Raw genomic sequence first — 19,618 nt, 5'->3', positions numbered from 1 at the left:
CCTACACCCCACACCCCACACCCCACACCCCACGGTGCTATTGGAGAAAATCTTAAATTTGTCTCGCAAATTTCTAAAATGTTGCTAAGTTAATATTATGAGCTTGCGCTCTAACAATTTTAATACACTTGTATTGAAATTGGATTCGCGTAAAAGCAATGAGGGATGAAATTTGTCCGTAAGAATCCGATCAAATTAAATACAATAGCTAAAGACTAAAGGAATTAGCAAGGGCCAATAGGGATTATGTTCCTCTTGCCAGTGGGAACAGTTAACCCATCCCATAATTCCTTTGATACTTAGCTATCTGGTCAACACCGCAGACAAACCGGCGATCGGATTCCAGTCCTCCAGCCATTTACCCAATTTTTGCAGGAGCCAGATTATGAGTTGACCGAGCTAAAACAGCATTCCGTGTCGCTAAAATCGCATCGACACAAGGAAATTTAAGCAAAAATCTTCTCCCATTTGTTGTAATTAAAGCTACAATCGGAAAAGTCTTTGCCCCTCTCGGATTTGAGACACAAATTTGTTCAGTATCACCTAGATTGAGATTCGATCTTCTAGTTTTGCACAGAAGGAGCAAGAGGAAAACGGCATGATGCAGGCCCACGATGTACTAACCCTTACCGAGCCGCCATTGGATTTAGATTTGATTGACCTAGACGAAGACTTCGATGATGAGGATATCGAGTTAGAGCTAGAAGAAACCAGCGATAGCAACGATGGCAAAAAAAACCGCCGCCTTGCCAGCGCTCGTCGTCGCGACGCCGCTAGAAAAAAACCCTATACGGAAGATTCGATTCGGATTTATCTGCAAGAGATCGGCAGGATTCGGTTATTGAGAGCGGAGGAGGAGATCGAATTAGCGAGAAAAATCGCCGACCTACTGAAATTAGAACGCATTCGCGAAGATTTTTGCCTCTATAGCGATGCTGAATGGGGAAAACAGGTTTTCTTGTTCGAGCGCATCGAGAAAATTATCGCCGAAAAATCGGAAAAAGAACCGAAATTATCGGATATTAAGGCTTATTTAGGTAAGACGGAGCTAATGGCTCCCATGCTGGAAGAATGGCTGGCGAAATCAAAGGAATACTTATCGGCCTTTAAGCGTCGTTTGTACCATGGTCGTCGCGCTAAGGAAAAAATGGTACAATCGAACCTGCGTTTAGTGGTTTCGATCGCCAAGAAATACATGAATCGCGGTCTTTCCTTCCAAGATTTAATTCAAGAAGGTTCCCTCGGTTTGATCCGCGCCGCCGAAAAATTCGACCACGAAAAGGGGTATAAATTCTCCACCTATGCCACTTGGTGGATTCGTCAAGCCATCACCCGGGCGATCGCCGATCAATCCCGCACCATTAGACTTCCCGTCCACCTCTACGAAACCATCTCCCGGATCAAAAAAACCACCAAGATTCTTTCTCAGGAAATGCGTCGCAAACCCACCGAGGAAGAAATCGCCACCAAGATGGAGATGACCATTGAAAAACTGCGTTTTATTGCTAAATCTGCCCAATTACCTATTTCTCTAGAGACTCCCATCGGTAAAGAAGAAGATTCCCGTTTAGGAGACTTTATCGAAGCGGATGGGGAAACCCCAGAAGATGAAGTTTCTAAAAATTTATTACGCGAGGATTTAGAAAACGTCCTCGATACCCTTAGTCCTCGCGAACGCGATGTGCTGCGTCTGCGCTACGGTTTAGATGACGGCCGGATGAAAACACTCGAAGAAATCGGCCAGATTTTCAACGTCACTCGCGAGCGCATTCGTCAAATAGAAGCCAAAGCCCTGCGGAAACTGCGTCACCCTAACCGTAATAGTATCCTCAAAGAGTACATTCGTTAACTTCCCGTCCTTAAAAAACTAGAAACTGAGTCTCCTTGAGGCTCAGTTTTATCGTCATCTACACTTCCCCATCGGTGGGAACCTAATCCTGAAAATATCTCTGGGGTTGCCCCAATCTTGTCCAGAAAACTCTTGCAACAAATAGCACAAATCTGTTATTATGGTTTGTCTGTGTCCCGATTAACCATACCAGTATTGAGAACAAGAAACGACTGTGGCTAATACAAAGTCTGCACTCAAACGAGTCCAAATCTCCGAAAGAAATCGTCTCCGCAACAAAGCGTACAAGTCAGCCGTAAGAACCCTGATCAAAAAATGTCTTGTCGCTGTCTCGGCCTACGGAGCCAACCCCAGCCCAGAAGGGCTAGAAAGCGCCCAACAAGCTCTATCGGAAGCTTACAGTAAAATCGATAAAGCCGTCAAGCGCAACGTCTTGCACCGGAACAACGGCGCTAGAAAAAAAGCCGGTTTAGCCAAAGCTTTGCAAAAAGTTAGCCAAGCTTCCTAAGAAACGAGTAAGCTGTAATCAGGACAGACGCAACAAGCGATCGGGGGTCGATGCAATTAATAGATACGCACGTTCATTTGAACTTTGACGTTTTGCAAGCCGACTTGCCCGCTATCTCCGAACGTTGGCGAAGTGTGGGAGTCGTTCATCTGGTTCACTCCTGTGTCGAACCGGAGGAGTTTGCAGCGATTAAAGCCATTGCCGATCAATTTGAGGAAATTTCCTTCGCCGTCGGTTTACATCCCCTAGATGCCCAAAAATGGCGAGATAATAGTGCCGATCAGATCGAATCCCTAGCCCGATCTGATCGGCGCGTCGTGGCGATCGGGGAAATGGGTTTAGACTTCTATAAAGCGGATAATCAAGAGCAGCAAAAACAGGTCTTTTGGACGCAATTAGAAATCGCCCATCGTCTCGATAAACCCGTGATTATCCATTGTCGAGATGCGGCCCCGGTCATGCGGGAGGAAATCAGCGCCTTTCGGCAACAAGTGGGCAAAATTCGCGGCGTGATGCACTGCTGGACTGGCAACCCCGAAGAAACTCAATGGTTTTTAGATTTGGGTTTTTACATCAGCTTTAGCGGCATTGTCACCTTCAAAAACAGTAAAACTGTGCAAGCTGCCGCCCAAATTGTCCCCAGCGATCGCCTACTGATCGAAACCGATTGCCCCTTTCTCTCCCCCAATCCCCACCGCGGTAAACCTTGTGAACCCTCCTTCGTCTTCCACGTGGCCGAAACCGTCGCCCGTCTGCGCGGCTATCCGGTCGAAACCCTAGCCGAACAAACCACCCAGAACGCCCGCAACTTATTTCAACTCCCCAGTTAAAAAACATAGTTTATTAGCACAGAGCAGGGGACGGGGAAATGGGGAAATGGGGAAATGGGGAAATGGGGGAATTCAACTAAAACCCTAAAACCCCAACACCCTAAAACCCCAACACCCTAAAACCCTAAAACCCCAACACCCAACCCCTAAAAACCCCGATCTCCGAGAGCAATTCCCGACCGTCGCTATCGTGTCATCAGCCCTTGTAACCATAATGAACAATCTTACCTTTAACCTCTTACCCGACCTCATCGAAATCCAACACTCCAGTTTTCGGTGGTTTTTGGAAGAAGGACTAATCGAGGAACTGAATAGCTTTTCCCCCATCAGCGACTATACAGGTAAATTAGAACTACATTTCCTCGGCCAGGACTACAGACTCAAAGAACCGAAATACAACGTCGATGAAGCCAAACGACGCGATAGCACCTATTCCGTTCAGATGTACGTTCCCACCCGTCTAATCAACAAAGAAACGGGAGAAAACATCGAACAGGAAGTCTTTATCGGCGATTTACCCCTGATGACCGAACGGGGAACCTTTATCATTAACGGGGCTGAACGAGTCATCGTCAATCAGATCGTCCGTTCTCCCGGTGTTTACTACAAGGCCGAAATCGACAAAAATGGTCGCCGTACCTACTCCGCTTCCCTGATTCCCAACCGAGGAGCTTGGTTAAAATTTGAAACCGACAAAAACGGCTTAGTCTGGGTCAGAATCGACAAAACCCGCAAATTATCCGCCCAAGTTCTCCTGAAAGCGATCGGATTGAGCGATAACGAAATCTTTGACTCCCTACGCCACCCCGAATTCTACCAAAAAACCCTCGACAAAGAAGGCAATCCCACCGAAGAAGAGGCACTCCTCGACCTGTACCGCAAACTACGCCCCGGGGAACCTCCCACCGTCACCGGCGGACAACAACTGCTCGAATCGCGCTTTTTTGACAATAAACGCTACGATCTCGGTCGCGTTGGTCGTTATAAACTCAACAAAAAACTACGCCTCAACGTCCCCGATAACCAGCGCGTTCTCACCACCACCGACATCTTATCGGCGATCGACTACCTAATTAACCTCGAATTTGACATCGGCAACACCGACGACATCGACCACCTCGGCAACCGTCGCGTCCGTTCCGTGGGTGAACTGCTACAAAACCAAGTGCGAGTAGGTTTAAACCGCTTAGAAAGAATCATTCGGGAACGGATGACCGTCAGCGAATCCCAAAACCTCACCCCCGCTTCCCTAGTCAACCCGAAACCCCTAGTAGCGGCGATTAAAGAATTCTTTGGTTCCTCGCAACTCTCCCAGTTCATGGATCAAACCAACCCCCTAGCGGAATTGACCCATAAACGCCGCATTTCCGCCCTTGGCCCCGGCGGTCTGACCCGGGAACGGGCCGGTTTTGCCGTGCGCGACATTCACCCCTCCCACCACGGCCGCATTTGTCCGGTGGAAACCCCAGAAGGTCCCAACGCCGGTTTAATCGGTTCCCTGGCCACCTACGCCCGCGTCAACGACTACGGTTTTATTGAAACCCCCTGTTACGCGGTGGAAAATGGACGAGTTCGCTACGATCTCCCCGTTAAATACCTCACCGCCGACGAAGAAGACGATCTCAGAGTCGCACCAGGAGACGTGGCCACCGATGAAAATGGTTATATCCTCGGCGAAACTATCCCAGTGCGCTATCGGCAGGAATTCTCCACCACCTCCCCCGAACAAGTGGACTACGTTTGTGTTTCCCCCGTCCAAATTGTCTCGGTGGCCACTTCCCTGATTCCCTTCCTTGAACACGACGACGCTAACCGCGCCCTGATGGGTTCTAATATGCAACGACAAGCGGTTCCCCTGCTGCGTCCCGAACGTCCCCTTGTGGGTACCGGATTGGAAGCACAGGCCGCTCGCGACTCCGGCATGGTCATCGTTTCCCGTACCAATGGGGTCGTTTCCTACGTCGATGCTAACCGGATTCGCATCAAAGTGGCGGATGAAGACAAAGAGATTTTTGGCAAGAGCGAGATCGAGTACGAAATTCAGAAATATCAACGCTCTAACCAAGATACCTGCCTAAATCAGCGTCCTTTAGTCTATCAAGGGGAACAAGTTGTGCCAGGGCAGATCCTCGCCGATGGTTCCGCCACCGAAGGAGGAGAAATCGCCCTCGGCCAGAATATCCTCGTCGCCTATATGCCCTGGGAAGGCTATAACTACGAAGACGCGATTTTAATCAGCGAAAGACTGGTGGCACAAGACACCTACACCAGTATCCACATTGAAAAATACGAAATCGAAGCTCGTCAAACTAAACTCGGACCTGAGGAAATCACCAGGGAAATTCCCAACGTCGGTGAAGATGCCCTGCGAAACCTCGATGAACGCGGCATTATTCGCATCGGGGCCTGGGTAGAAGCCAGCGATATCCTCGTGGGGAAAGTCACCCCGAAAGGCGAATCAGACCAACCCCCCGAAGAAAAACTACTGCGGGCAATTTTCGGCGAAAAAGCCCGGGATGTACGGGATAACTCCCTCCGCGTCCCCAACGGCGAAAAAGGCCGGGTAGTGGATGTGCGGGTATTTACCCGCGAACAGGGAGATGAATTACCCCCCGGGGCCAATATGGTGGTACGGGTTTACGTTGCCCAAAAACGCAAAATCCAAGTGGGCGATAAAATGGCGGGTCGTCACGGCAATAAAGGGATTATTTCTCGGATTCTGCCCCTGGAAGATATGCCCTACCTCCCCGATGGTCGTCCCGTCGATATCGTTCTCAATCCCCTAGGGGTTCCCAGTCGCATGAACGTCGGTCAGGTGTTTGAATGTTTACTGGGTTGGGCTGGCGAAAATCTGGGCGTGCGCTTTAAGATTACTCCTTTTGACGAAATGTATGGGGAAGAAGCCAGCCGTTTAACCGTCCACGGATTGCTAGAAAACGCCTCGAAAAAACCTAATCGCGATTGGGTGTTCAAGGAAGAACACGCCGGCAAAGTCACCGTCTATGATGGTCGCACCGGCGAACCCTTTGACCGTCCCGTTACCGTCGGTATGGCCTATATGTTAAAACTGGTTCACCTGGTTGATGATAAAATTCACGCCCGTTCTACCGGTCCCTACTCCTTGGTTACTCAGCAACCCCTGGGCGGTAAAGCTCAACAGGGAGGCCAGCGCTTCGGAGAAATGGAAGTCTGGGCCCTGGAGGCCTACGGGGCAGCCTATACCTTGCAGGAATTGCTCACGGTGAAATCCGATGATATGCAAGGACGGAATGAGGCTTTAAATGCGATCGTAAAAGGCAAGCCGATTCCCCGCCCGGGTACGCCAGAATCCTTTAAGGTTTTGATGCGAGAATTGCAATCCCTCGGCCTCGATATCGCCGTTCACAAGGTGGAAAATGCCCCCGATGGTACTTCCCGCGATGTGGAGGTGGATCTGATGGTCGATGTCGGTCGTCGCGCCCCCTCTCGCCCCACCTACGAATCTTTAACCACGGAAGACTTTGAGGAAGAAGAATCGGAAGTGTAATTTCAGTGATCAGTAATCAGTAATCAGTTATCAGTGAGAAGTCAGGAGTCAGGAGACAGGAGACAGGAGAGAATTTTCCAGGAAAAAGCAAAAAAAAGGACAGTAAAGTAAAAATTTGCCTATTCCCTATTCCCCGTTCCCTATTTCCTGTTCCCTTTTCTAACTGATAGCTGAATGCTGATGGCTGATAGCTAATAGCTGTTTACTTGTTACTGGGATCGAGATGTTTTATAACCAAACTGTTGACAAAGGAAAACTGAAAAAACTGATCGCTTGGGCCTATCAAAACTACGGTTCGGCGCGCTGTTCACAAATGGCCGATGAATTGAAAAACCTCGGGTTTCGTTTCGCTACCAAAGCAGGGGTTTCCATTAGTGTGGATGATTTAACCGTACCGCCGGCTAAACGACAAATGATCGAAAGTGCCGAACAGGAAATCCGGCAAACCGAACAGCGTTATGTGCGCGGGGAAATCACCGAAGTGGAACGCTTCCAAAAAGTAATTGATACTTGGAATAGTACATCTGAATCGCTTAAAGATGAAGTAATTCGCAACTTCCAAGTGACCGATCCCCTCAACTCCGTCTATATGATGGCTTTCTCCGGGGCGCGGGGCAATATGAGCCAAGTGCGTCAGTTAGTGGGAATGCGGGGATTAATGGCTAATCCCCAGGGGGAAATTATTGACCTCCCGATTAAGACTAACTTCCGGGAAGGATTGACCGTTACCGAATACGTTATTTCCTCCTACGGGGCGCGCAAAGGTTTAGTTGATACCGCCCTACGGACGGCAGATTCCGGTTATCTGACCCGTCGTCTAGTGGATGTGTCCCAAGATGTCATCGTCCGCGAGGCAGATTGTGGCACCAATCGTTACATCGAATTAACTGCTATGACCGATGGCGATCGCGTGTTAATTCCCTTAAGCGATCGCCTATTAGGTCGTTCCTTGGCCGAAGATGTGGTGGTCAAGGGAGAAGTGATCGCCACCCGCAACCAGATTATCGATGATGAAACCGCCGAAAAACTGGGCAAACTGGTCGATAAAATCAAAGTCCGCAGCCCCTTAACCTGTGAAGCAGCCCGCTCAGTTTGCCAAACCTGTTACGGTTGGAGTCTGGCCCACGGTCATCCGGTGGATATGGGGGAAGCAGTGGGGATTATTGCAGCCCAATCGATCGGGGAACCGGGAACTCAGTTAACCATGCGTACCTTCCACACTGGGGGCGTATTTACCGGAGAAGTGGCCCGGCAAGTGCGGAGTCCCTTCGAGGGAACCGTGCGTTTTCTGCCGGGGTTAAGTATCCGTAACGTGCGAACTCGCCACGGGGATGAACGGGACCAGGTGGAGGCGCCGGGGGAAATTAAATTAACACCCAAGGATAAAACTAAAGAAACTGTCACCTACTCTTTGACTCCGGGATCACTGCTATTTGTCACCGATGGGGCAACGGTAAGCGAGGAACAGTTACTAGCGGAAATAACCTCCGATAAAGTCCAAAAATCCACGGAAAAAGCCACAAAAGACGTAACCAGTGACTTAGCCGGCGAGGTGCTATTCTCGCAATTAGTCCCAGAGGAAAAAACCGATCGCCAAGGCAATACCACCCGCATCGCCCAACGGGGGGGATTACTATGGATTCTCTCCGGAGAAGTGTATAACTTGCCAACCGGGGCTGAACCCGTGGTCAGTAACGGCGATCAAGTACAAGTGGGGGATGTTCTAGCGGAAACTAAGTTAGTATCCACTAACGGCGGTTTGGTGCGTTTAGCCCCCAATAGCCGGGAAATCGATATCGTCACCGCTTCCGTGTCTTTGGATCAGGCCGAAGTAAAAGTGGAAAGTAGCGCTGGTCGGGAACAATTTATTATTCATTCGGTCGATGGTCAGCGCTTCCTGCTGAAAACCACTCCGGGGACAAAGGTACAGAATCATGCTATTGTCGCCGAGTTAATCGATGATCGCTATCAAACCCACACCGGCGGGATGATTAAATACGTCGATATCGAAGTCGCCAAAGGCAGCCGCAAACAGGGTTATGAAATCACCAAAGGCGGCACGATCCTCTGGATTCCCGAAGAAACCCACGAAGTCAATAAAGATATCTCCCTCTTACAGGTGGAAGATGGGCAGTATGTGGAAGCAGGGGAAGAAGTGGTTAAAGACATCTTCTGTAACTCTAGCGGTGTGGTGGAAGTCATCCAGAAAAATGACATCCTCCGGGAGATCATTGTCAAACCGGGGCTGTTATTTATGGATCTCGAACCGGAATCCTCCGGAATTGCCCAAGAACAGTTAATTTACCCCGGGACACAGTTGACTCCCGAAGTCACGATCGAGGAGTTACGGCAAGCGGAATGGGTGGAAACTAACGAGGGTTTGGGATTACTGCTGCGACCAGTACAGGAGTTCACCGTAGAAGACCAATCCACTTCTCCCACCCAGGGTTCCGCTAACCAAGAAGGAGGACGACATATCGAACTGCGATCGGTGCAGCGCATTTTCTTTAAAGACGGGGAAAGAGTTAAATCCGTCGAGGGTTGTCAACTGATCAGCACCCAATTAGTCCTAGAAATTTCTAGCGAAGAACCGGAATCGGTCTCCCATCTGACGGCCGATATCGAGTTAGAACCGATTGAGGACAGGGATTGTCAGCGTTTACAGTTAGTTATTCTCGAATCTCTGGTGCTGCGTCGAGATAGTGATAATGATCCTTTAGGGGGTAATATTCAGACTCGCGTTCTCGTCCAAGATGGCGATGAAATTCCACCGGGGGCAGTGGTGGCCAGAACCGAAATCCAGTGTAAGGAAGCTGGAGAAATTCGCGGGATTCGCAAGGGCAGCGAAGCGGTGCGCCGTCTTTTAATTGTGAGTGACCGTGACGAGTTTATTCTCCCGCTCGCTGTTGCTCCCACCGTCAAGGCCAGGGATCTGGTAATCGCCGAAGCTGAGATCGCTGCTGGAGTTTTAGCCCCCAATTCCGGTCAAGTGCTGGCCGTTGACAAAACCGCCACTGGCTATGAAATCCGTCTGCGTAAGGCCCGACCCTACCGAGTATCGGCGGGGGCCATTCTGCACATCGACGAGGGAGATCTGGTCCAACGGGGCGATAATTTGGTGCTGTTGGTGTTTGAGCGCTCGAAAACCGGGGATATCATTCAAGGTTTACCGAGAATCGAAGAACTGCTCGAAGCGCGTAAACCGAAAGAGGCCTGTGTCCTGGCACGCAAGCCGGGAGTTTGTCAAGTGGAGTACCAAGATTCTGAGATCGTCGATATTAAGGTGGTCGAGGATGACGGCACGATCAGTGAATATCCGCTTTTAGGCAGTCAAAACCCCCTGGTGAGCGATAATCAGCGTATCGATGCGGGTCAGGCGTTAACCGATGGTCAGGCTAATCCCCACGAGATTTTAGAGGTGTTCTTTAATTATTATGTGGATAGCTTGGGCAGTTACGAAGCGGCCTTAAAAGCCTTGGAAAAAACCCAGATGTTCCTCGTTGATCAGGTACAGTCGGTTTATCAATCCCAGGGGATCGATATTGCCGATAAACACATCGAAGTTATCGTGCGTCAGATGACCTCTAAGGTGCGGATCGATGACGGCGGCGATACCAGTATGTTGCCCGGGGAATTGTTGGAATTGCGACAGGTGGAGACGGTAAATGAAGCCATGTCAATCACCGGTGGGGCGGCGGCTAAATATACGCCTGTACTACTGGGAATCACCAAAGCTTCCTTGAATACCGATAGCTTTATCAGTGCCGCCTCCTTCCAAGAAACCACCCGCGTCCTCACGGAAGCGGCGATCGAAGGCAAGTCCGACTGGTTACGGGGTCTCAAGGAAAACGTGATTATCGGTCGTCTGATTCCGGCGGGTACTGGCTTTAATTCCCACGAAAACATGGCGGGGATCAGCGATTACGCCCCCCCAGAGGAGGAATATAACTACAACAACAATCGTGGTTATTACGCTGCCCCCAGCAGTCCCAGTTTCCCTCCTCGTCCCGGTTTCGGCGATAGTAGCGAGGATAGCGATATGATTCTTGACGATCAAACCGCTCGCGCCTACGCTGAGGGTGATGTGGTCGATTTAGAGGATGATGAAATGGCTTTCCTCTCCTCCCGCGGCAGCAGTCGCTTTAGTCGCCAACCCATCAGCGACAGCTGGTCAGAAGCCGATGAGGAAGGGGATGAGGACGATTTCGAGGGGGATTACGAAGAAGAATAATCGTCTGTAGATATCTTAAAAGGAGGAGTGGCCGGAAAAACCCTTGTTATTCTCCAAAAACCTCCTCCTTCTCTCCCCAAACTCCCTAGGGTTGGCTGAATAAATATGAAATATATAGCGTTTCTGATTCACAAGAGGTACATTCCCGATCCTGAACAGCTTAATCAGCAAAGGTTTAAGTGTGCCGCACAGATGCGAGAACCGCTATAGACGAGGTAAGGGTTTTAGGGTTTTGTTTTGCTCTCACAGGTGCAAGATTTTGAGAGAATCGTGGTTCAAAACCTTGCATCTTCATCGACCTGCGTCCTGTACGGGCGAAGCATTCGGGCATAACCTATCGCTGAAACCGTAGATTTCCTATCCGAATGCTTCGCCCCTACTTTTCCCGCTAACTCACCAGAGTTTGGCAATAAAAAAAGGCAGCCTTTCTTGTCAACCGGAAAGGAGACAAAGTAAGGATTTGAAGAATTTTCTCTCCAGTCGGGATGACAGGATTTGAACCTGCGGCATCCTGCTCCCAAAGCAGGCGCGCTACCAAGCTGCGCTACATCCCGAAGTAAACTCTTTTTTTAGTATAGCCTAAGAGCCGCATTCTTAATCGGGATACCAAAACATCCCTTTGATACCTTCGGGATCGAGAACAAAACCGAGACGACGATAGAAATCCACCACCTGCGGATCGGCGAAAAGAGTTATATTACTGATGTCCTCACCCCGCAACTTCCTGATCATAAATTTCATTAATGCTTTACCAAAGCCTTTACTTTGATAGTGAGGATGAACAACCACATCCCAGACTGTAGCATTAAAAGCGTGATCGGAAGTGGCACGAGCAAAACCCACTAAACGACGGCGATTACCTCGCACTTCCCACATCGACACGACTAAAAAACTACATTCGATCGCCTTTTTAACTTTGCGTAAAGGACGACGGGCCCAACCTACCGAGTCACAAAGTTCTTCTAACTCATATAGATCTAGCTCTCGATCAGTACTAAAAAACACTCGCGTCTGTCCGAGGTCATTCTGGGCAACCTCTACCAAGTCTCCCGAATAGTCAGGAGATGCAGTGACTTCCGAGCTATTAAACAATCTTTTCCAAAAAACCATGCCGGGGGGCTACTGCCTCAATATTGTCCTTTTAGCCTAGTATATTTTATTTTCCCCTCTCTAAGAACAATCGGGCCACTGGAGTCCAAATTTGATTGGTTGAGTACGGAGAGGGTGGGATTTGAACCCACGAACCATTGCTGGTTACTCGATTTCAAGTCGAGCGCAATCGACCACTCTGCCACCTCTCCAAGGCAGCCATACCTAATATCTTATCATTAGAACTCTTGCATAAATCAAAAAATTTTCCGCAAATGCAGGTAAAAGGGTTGCATATTATAGAATATAGGGTTAAGGGTTAAAATTTCCCCTTTCCCCCTTCCCCAATTTCTGCAAGAAGTCTATTCTAGTCAATTAGAGGCACAATTAGGGTTGGCTGAAAAAGTCTTTCCTGGCGGCAGGGTGTGGGGGTTTACCGATTTTCAGGGAAAAAGTACCTGAATTTCCCCCCCCCCTGATCACTCCTAGGCCTGGCACTTTTGGAGATCAAAAAAGTCTAAAAGTCTTAGCCAACAAGGTTTTTAGATTTATTCAGCCAGCCCTAATTAGGGGTTTCTGAGCAGCATTTTGGGCGGGCCGATCGGCCGAACCAATTCCCCTCACCATCCCCGCCAAGATGACCGACTTATTTGTTTAATTTCTGTAATTTTCGGCTTTCAAGGGGGAAAACTAAAATTAGAATGGGGAGGGGTGCCTTAAAATTGCTGTTTTGACGTATAATCACCTCAATAAAATTTAGAAGCTCCTAGAGTTGATAGTTTTAAACATTTCTGTGAGGAAAATGTATTTATTATGAGTTCAATTATTGAAATCGGCGACCACAAAATTAGCGATTCAGCGGTCTTGCCTCTTTTGGCAAAATATGGTATGTTACCCCAGTTAATCCGGGAAGTAATTATCGAGCAAGCGATTGCCGATATCACCTGCAATCCCGAAGAAAGAAACGCCGCCTATTCCCGTTTCTATCAAAATAATCAAATTGCCAACGATGAACAAATGAAATCTTGGTTACGACAAAACGGGATGGATTCCGAACAACTAGAATATCTAATTCTTCGGGACATTAAACTGGAAAAATTTAAACAGGAGACTTGGGATAACAAAGTAGAATCCTACTTCTTGCAAGTCAAAAATCAATTGGATAAGGTGGTTTATTCCCTGATTCGGACAAAAAATATCGGCATTGCCCAAGAACTATTTTTCCGGATACAGGATCGAGAAAATAGCTTCGCTGAACTAGCCAAAAAATACTCCCAAGGAGCAGAAGCAGAAACCGGAGGACTAATCGGACCTGTGGAACTGAGCACTCCCCATCCCCAGATTGGGCAAATTCTCAAAGCAAGTAAACCGGGGCAACTGTGGCCACCGACGCAAGTGGGAGAATGGGTCGTAATTGTCCGGTTAGAAAAATACTTATCCTGTGAACTGGATCCTCCCACCCGTCAACGCTTACGGAATGATTTATTCCAACAATGGTTAATGACTCAAATGCAAACAGTGAAATTTATCTCCGAATCAACCCCAGTCAATAGCGAGCAGGTATCGATTATATAGCATCCCTTGCCAAGCTGGGTAAACCCAGTCTTTTCGCTTAATTATTTGCCAACTTAGTCAATTTTCGCCTAGCTAATGAGTTACACCACTTTAGATTTTACCGCCTTTCTGGAGACCGTACAGCCCTTTGATCGCCTGCCCGTCGAGGTTAGACGTTCCCTCGGCCAGAAATTACAACCCTTTCGCTATGAGATGGGCAATGCGATCCTCAAGTGCGACCGCTTACCCTCCCACCTCGTCCTTCTCTACGAGGGAGAGGCCAGACTTTTGGGTTACGATGCTAGGGTTGACAATCCGTTGCCGGTTACTTTGGCTAAATTGCAGCCGGGGGATTTATTCGGGTGGATCAGTCTCCTGCGCGGTAGCCCCTGTGAAACGGTGATCGCTTCTTCGGAAGTCACTATCTGTTTAACCTTAAAACAAGAGGATTTTTGGTCTTTAATCAATAATTACCCCGAATTTAAGGAACATTTCTTTAAAGAAACCTCGATCGCTGAAGTTTATGCTCTCCTAGGCTCCTATCTTAATCAACAGGCCTGGGGTGGGGGGGACCTGAAAGAAATTGCTCAGGCTCTTTTAAACAAAGCTTGTGTGTCCTACAACCAGATTAACGATGATTATCTCTGGTTAGTCAGCGAAAATACCGATAATTATCCTATCGGCACAGTTATCACCCAGAACAATCCGACTAACACCCGCTTATTAGGTCTTTCCTCCGATCAGTTAGATGAATTCTTGACAGTGGAAACCGAAGCGGCTGCGGAAACAGAAACGGACGATATCTGGGAAACCCAAGTCATTAAGGGAAATAAACCCACCCAGGTATTAGATATCCCCCAAGGAAGAATCAGCGACATCACCAGCGATATCGACCTTGAAAAAACTGTCCAGAAAAACCGCAAATCCTATCCTTTTTTCGGGGGAAAAACGGAACTAGAGGCGGTGAGTGCCTGTTTTCAGATGATCTGCAAATATTTTAATATCCCCTTTCGCAAGGACGTGATCCAACGCATCCTAAGGGATCAACTGCAAAGAACCGGCAGCCTTTCCCTGCCCCTGTGTGGGGCTGTGGCCGAGTTAGTGGGACTCCATAGCCAATTAGTACCCCTAAATGCTACTTCCTTGCCCAATATCAACCCTCCTGCCCTAATTCGCTGGCAAGACAGCATCGTTATCCTCTACGAAATTAATCAACGGGAAACCACGATCGCCGTTCCGGAACGGGGGATAATTAAACGCAAAACCAGCGAATTTCTGGAATCTTGGGACGAAAAAGGGGAAGTAATTCTGCTCAAACCCACCAAACACACCCAGCAACAGCGTTTTGGCCTATCATGGTTTTGGCCTTCTGTCAAGAAACATAAACGAGTCTTAATAGAAGTTTTTATCGCTTCTTTCTTCGTGCAGTTATTTGCCCTGGCCAATCCCTTGATGATTCAGGTGATTATCGATAAAGTGATCGTGCAGAATAGCCCGGAAACTCTGAACACCCTCGGGGTTTTCCTCTTAGTAATTGCCGTTTTTGAGGGGATTTTAACCTTTTTGAGAACATCTCTTTTTGTCGATACCACTAACCGCATCGACATGACCCTCGGTTCAGAAATTATCGATCACCTGCTGCGCTTACCCCTGAAATACTTTGAACGGCGGCCAGTGGGGGAAATTTCGACAAGAATCAACGAATTAGAGAATATTCGGCAATTTTTAACAGGCACAGCCCTAACGGTGGTGTTAGATGCCATTTTCTCGGTTATCTACATCGTGGTTATGTTGATCTATAGTCCGATTCTAACCGTTTGGGCCCTGGGAGTCGTGCCGATTTTAGTTCTCTCCACAGCTATTTTCGCACCGATCGTGCGGCGACAACTGCGAGCAAAAGCGGAACGAAACGCCGAAACCCAATCCTATCTAGTGGAGGTGATGACGGGAATCCAAACAGTAAAAGCACAGAATATCGAATTGCGTTCCCGTTGGCAGTGGCAAGAACGTTATGCGCGCTATGTGGCCGAAGGTTTTCAAACGGTCATGACCTCAACTTTGGCCGGTTCCTTTAGTCACTTCTTTAACCAATTATCGGGTTTATTAGTGCTGTGGGTGGGAGCAGCCCTAGTTTTAGACGGAAAACTCACCCTTGGTCAATTAATCGCCTTCCGGATTATCTCTTCCTACGTTACCTCGCCGATTCTGCGTTTGACCCAACTCTGGCAAAACTTCCAAGAAACCGGCTTATCCCTAGAAAGATTGGCCGATATCGTCGATACTCCCCAAGAAGCGGAACTCGATCGCCAAAATATCCCCATGCCCTTAATTAAAGGCACTGTCACCTACGAAAACCTCGCTTTCCGCTTCAATCCCCACGGACCCCTGCAACTATACAACGTCAATTTAGAATTCCCCGCCGGCACTTTTGTCGCTTTGGTGGGAGAAAGTGGCGCCGGGAAAAGTACCATCACTAAACTATTAGCCCGTCTCTACGAACCAGAATCGGGACGGATTCTCATCGATGGCTATGATATCAACAAAGTGGAACTCTATTCCCTGCGTCGTCAAATCGGCATGGTTCCCCAAGAAACCCTATTATTTGATGGTACGGTACAGGAAAATATCGCCCTGACTAACCCCGATGCGACTGTGGAGGAAATCGTCTCGGCAGCGAGAGCAGCCGCAGCCCACGAATTTATTATGACCCTGCCCAATGGCTATAATACCCGCGTCGGTGAACGGGGGGCATCCCTATCGGGGGGACAACGACAACGGGTTGCGATCGCTCGTTCCGTCCTGCAAAGACCGCAAATTCTCATTCTTGATGAGGCCACCAGCGCCCTCGACTATAATACCGAACGGCAAGTGTGTCTGAATCTCAAGGAAGCTTTCAAGGATCGTACGGTCTTTTTTATCACCCATCGTCTAGCTTCGATCAAATCCGCCGATATTATTGTCATGATGGATAAGGGGACAGTAGCGGAGGAAGGCACCCACGAGGAATTAATGGCCAGAAAAGGCCTTTACTATACTCTCTATAAACAACAGGATTCGCAAATCTAGTCAGTCAGGGAACAGGGATTAGGGGATAGGGAAATGGGGAAATGGGGAAATGGGGAAGTTTCAACTAATACCCCAAAACCCCCCGCAACGCGCACGCAGTGACCACCCCACACCCCACACCCCACACCCTACACCCCACACCCTACACCCACGAAAAACTTTTTCAGCAAACCCTAAATATAGGAGAATCCCCATGAACGGTAATTCTAACAACGGTCAAAAGGGCAACGGCAACGCTAAAAGCGATGAACTCACCCAAGCGGGTAAAAACGTGGCCACTACCACGAAAAATAAAAGTATTAGCCCTTCTTTACCCACTTTTAGCCCACCGGAACAATCGGTGATCCTGAAACAATCACCCATTTGGTCGCGGACGATTATCTGGACATTAATGAGTGTCACCACTGCCGCTTTAATTTGGTCAGCGCTCGCCAAAATCGAGCAGGTGGTGGGCGCCCAAGGACAACTTAAACCCCAGGGGAAAGTGCAAGAAGTACAAGCACCGGTGAATGGGGTAGTACAGTTCGTGAAAGTGAAAGACGGCGATCGAGTTAACAAAGGTGATGTACTGGTTTTAATGGATTCCAGTGCCTCGCAAGTGCAGTTAGAATCCTTGAGAAAAATTCGCACCAGTGCTGAGAAGGAAAATCAATTCTATCGTCTCTTAATGGCGCAGGATCTGACACCAGCAGCAGTGGAAAGTTCGATCGCTCAATTAAAATTACCGAGTGAAATCGCCGATTTAGCCCGTAATCGTGCCGCTTTGGTGACAGAAAATCAACTTTATCAAGCACAGGTCAGTGAAGGTGCTTCTAGCTCTGCTTTACAAGGGGATGAATTAGCTCGTTTAGGGGCTGCTCGACGGGAGGCCAATTCTCGACAAGCGGCCGCTAGATTGGAAATGGAACAACTAGAAAAACAATTGGCCCAAACTAGGGTACAGTTGGCCGATGCCCGCTCGCAATTAATCAAAGATCGCTTAGTCTTAGAAGAAATTAAGACTCGTAATGCCAATTCGATGAAACAGGGCCAAGAAAGCTTGGATATCGAGCGTAATATTCTTAAGGATATTGAACCCTTGGGGGATGAAGGAGCGATCGCCCGTTATCAGATTAATAAACAAAAACAATCTGTAACTGATCGCCAGAATGAATTACAGCAGCAAGAGGCTAACGGCAAAATCGATCGAGAAAAACAAGAGAAAGAAGTACAAACCCGCATCGCCGAAATTTCCCGCCTGGAACAGGAAGAAAAGCGTTATTTCCTGTTGATCTCCCAAGCGCAAGAAAAGCTGATTAATACCACGGTAATCACGGAAAAAGATGTGCGCGATAAAATGGCGGACAATTACAAACGGATCGCTGAAATCGATAGTCAGATCAGTCGCATTATCATTGATAACAACAAGCGCATTGCCGAACTAGACAGTCAAATTAGTCAAGCACAACAGACGATTAAATATCAAAAAATTACCGCCCCCATCGATGGTGTGGTCTTTGATCTCAAGGCCCGGCCCGGGTTTGTTCCCCAACCAAGTCAAGCGGAAGCATTATTAAAACTTGTTCCCGATGGCTGTCCCACCGAGGTGAAAGATGCCGCTAAAGGTTGTTTAGTGGCAGAGGTGGACGTGACTAACCAAGACATCGGTTTTGTGCGCGTGGGACAAAAAGCCGATATTCGCATTGATTCCTTTTCCTACAGTGAATACGGCGATATTAAGGGAGAAGTAATCTCGATCGGTTCCGATGCTTTACCTCCCGACGAAAATCACCGTTTTTATCGGTTCCCCGTCCGGGTACGCTTGAACAGTCAAGAGTTAGTTTTGAAAAATCAATCCACTCTACCGCTGCAATCGGGGATGTCCGTGAGTGTCAACATCAAAGTCAATGAAAATCGCACCGTTTTGGGACTATTTACCGATATGTTCAATAAACAGGTGGATACTCTCAAACAAGTCCGTTAAACGAAAAAATTCGGGGGTACATCCTGCCAACGGCCCGATCCGATCGCGCTAATCGCTTCCGAGAGGTTAACTGCACCGGTATAAAGGGCGCGGCCCACGATTACTCCCGTTACTCCCAAAGGTTCCAAAGACAATAAACTCAGTAGGTCCGTCAGGGAACTAATGCCCCCAGAGGCGATTACGGGAATTTCGACAGATTCGGCTAATTCTCGCAAAGCGGCGAGATTCGGGCCAGAAAGTGTGCCATCTCGATGAATATCAGTGTAGATAATCGTGCTGGCTCCTCTTTTTGCCATATCTTGCCCAAGAGCGATCGCATCTACTGCGGAAGTTTCTAACCAACCCCTGGTGGCTACTTTGCCATCGCGAGCATCAATACCGACAATTATTTGCCCCGGAAAGCTTTGACAAAGTTCGCTGACTAATTCGGGCTTTTCTACGGCTACTGTCCCGACAATCGCCTTTTCTACCCCGATTTTTAGGAGATTACTCACCGTTTCTACATCCCGCAGTCCACCCCCCACCTGTACGGGAATGGCAATATCATTAAGAATTGTTTCAATAGTTGACAAATTAACCGATTTACCCTCTTTGGCTCCATCCAAATCAACTAAATGTAATCTGGTTGCCCCCTGATTGACCCATTCTCGCGCCACTATTGCGGGATTATCGTTAAAAACCTGCGATTGTTGGTAATCTCCCTGATAAAGTCGCACACATTTGCCATCGAGAATATCAATAGCGGGGATAACTTCCATGTTTTTCTCAATATCTAACTAAGGAGCGTTTTTCATTATATAGTACCAGCCGTCAGCCCTGAATCAGTGATCAGTGATCAGTGATCAGTTTTGAGTCTGACAGGGGAACAATCCCTCTCAAAGCATTGTCCACAAAGATTTTGAGGCTCTTCAGTTACAAACAGATACATCGTTAAACCTTGTTGGATAAGACTTTTAGACTTTTTTTCCCTCAAAAAGTGCCAGCCATTGCGGGGATCGGGGG

The 19,618-nt window shown here is 48.3% G+C and carries 10 protein-coding genes and 2 tRNA genes; 8 read left to right on the top strand and 4 right to left on the bottom strand.

What is annotated here, in order from left to right:
- Positions 1-598 precede the first annotated feature (598 nt).
- The 5 genes from rpoD (at position 599) to O9332_RS22035 (ending at position 10,944) form a co-directional block, all read left to right on the top strand.
- Positions 599-1,849 (top strand): RNA polymerase sigma factor RpoD, encoded by a 1,251-nt coding sequence (rpoD, locus tag O9332_RS22055; RefSeq protein ID WP_002758696.1) that lies wholly within the window; start codon positions 599-601, stop codon positions 1,847-1,849.
- 214 nt (positions 1,850-2,063) lie between these two features.
- Entirely contained in the window at positions 2,064-2,357 is a 294-nt protein-coding gene (gene rpsT / locus O9332_RS22050; RefSeq protein WP_002737368.1) for a 30S ribosomal protein S20, read from the top strand.
- 50 nt (positions 2,358-2,407) lie between these two features.
- Entirely contained in the window at positions 2,408-3,187 is a 780-nt protein-coding gene (locus O9332_RS22045) for a TatD family hydrolase (protein WP_002758697.1), read from the top strand.
- A gap of 214 nt (positions 3,188-3,401) precedes the next feature.
- On the top strand, positions 3,402-6,713 hold the full coding sequence (gene rpoB, locus O9332_RS22040) for a DNA-directed RNA polymerase subunit beta (protein WP_002758699.1): 3,312 nt from the start codon (positions 3,402-3,404) through the stop codon (positions 6,711-6,713).
- A gap of 223 nt (positions 6,714-6,936) precedes the next feature.
- Positions 6,937-10,944, top strand: a complete 4,008-nt coding sequence (locus O9332_RS22035; protein WP_002758701.1) for a DNA-directed RNA polymerase subunit beta' — start codon at positions 6,937-6,939, stop codon at positions 10,942-10,944.
- Positions 10,945-11,424: 480 nt separating this feature from the next.
- On the opposite strand, the gene O9332_RS22030 is transcribed toward O9332_RS22035, so the two are convergent.
- The 3 genes from O9332_RS22030 to O9332_RS22020 form a co-directional block, all read right to left on the bottom strand.
- Positions 11,425-11,498, bottom strand: a tRNA-Pro gene (locus O9332_RS22030).
- 40 nt (positions 11,499-11,538) lie between these two features.
- Complete coding sequence (locus O9332_RS22025) at positions 11,539-12,054, bottom strand: GNAT family N-acetyltransferase (protein ID WP_002736326.1); 516 nt, start codon at positions 12,052-12,054, stop codon at positions 11,539-11,541.
- A gap of 106 nt (positions 12,055-12,160) precedes the next feature.
- A tRNA-Ser gene (locus O9332_RS22020) sits at positions 12,161-12,245 on the bottom strand.
- 601 nt (positions 12,246-12,846) lie between these two features.
- On the opposite strand from O9332_RS22020, the gene O9332_RS22015 reads away from it, so the two are divergent.
- The 3 genes from O9332_RS22015 to O9332_RS22005 all read left to right on the top strand — a co-directional run bounded on the left by O9332_RS22015 (position 12,847) and on the right by O9332_RS22005 (position 18,616).
- Positions 12,847-13,608 (top strand): peptidylprolyl isomerase, encoded by a 762-nt coding sequence (locus tag O9332_RS22015; protein ID WP_288027432.1) that lies wholly within the window; start codon positions 12,847-12,849, stop codon positions 13,606-13,608.
- A 75-nt stretch (positions 13,609-13,683) separates the two neighbouring features.
- A complete protein-coding gene (locus O9332_RS22010) occupies positions 13,684-16,653 on the top strand; it encodes a peptidase domain-containing ABC transporter (protein WP_002758703.1) in 2,970 nt (989 codons plus the stop codon).
- Between the two features lie 193 nt (positions 16,654-16,846).
- Entirely contained in the window at positions 16,847-18,616 is a 1,770-nt protein-coding gene (locus tag O9332_RS22005; RefSeq protein WP_002758704.1) for a beta-barrel domain-containing protein, read from the top strand.
- Here O9332_RS22005 and hisA read toward each other — a convergent pair.
- Positions 18,613-19,374: a 1-(5-phosphoribosyl)-5-[(5-phosphoribosylamino)methylideneamino]imidazole-4-carboxamide isomerase gene (gene hisA, locus O9332_RS22000; protein WP_002758705.1), complete on the bottom strand. Its 762-nt coding sequence runs from the start codon at positions 19,372-19,374 to the stop codon at positions 18,613-18,615. The two genes, O9332_RS22005 and hisA, sit on opposite strands and share 4 nt — an antisense overlap.
- Positions 19,375-19,618 lie beyond the last annotated feature (244 nt).

It is taken from the genome of Microcystis sp. LE19-10.1B, from assembly GCF_027530565.1.
Lineage (GTDB): Bacteria > Cyanobacteriota > Cyanobacteriia > Cyanobacteriales > Microcystaceae > Microcystis > Microcystis aeruginosa.
This window is presented reverse-complemented; position numbering and strand designations above follow the sequence as displayed.

Coding starts and splice junctions, on each gene's coding strand:
- rpoD (WP_002758696.1), top strand. CDS start 599: ATGATGCAGGCCCACGATGTACTAACCCTTACCGAGCCGCCATTGGAT.
- O9332_RS22045 (WP_002758697.1), top strand. CDS start 2,408: ATGCAATTAATAGATACGCACGTTCATTTGAACTTTGACGTTTTGCAA.
- rpoB (WP_002758699.1), top strand. CDS start 3,402: ATGAACAATCTTACCTTTAACCTCTTACCCGACCTCATCGAAATCCAA.
- O9332_RS22035 (WP_002758701.1), top strand. CDS start 6,937: ATGTTTTATAACCAAACTGTTGACAAAGGAAAACTGAAAAAACTGATC.
- O9332_RS22025 (WP_002736326.1), bottom strand. CDS start 12,054: ATGGTTTTTTGGAAAAGATTGTTTAATAGCTCGGAAGTCACTGCATCT.
- O9332_RS22015 (WP_288027432.1), top strand. CDS start 12,847: ATGAGTTCAATTATTGAAATCGGCGACCACAAAATTAGCGATTCAGCG.
- O9332_RS22010 (WP_002758703.1), top strand. CDS start 13,684: ATGAGTTACACCACTTTAGATTTTACCGCCTTTCTGGAGACCGTACAG.
- O9332_RS22005 (WP_002758704.1), top strand. CDS start 16,847: ATGAACGGTAATTCTAACAACGGTCAAAAGGGCAACGGCAACGCTAAA.
- hisA (WP_002758705.1), bottom strand. CDS start 19,374: ATGGAAGTTATCCCCGCTATTGATATTCTCGATGGCAAATGTGTGCGA.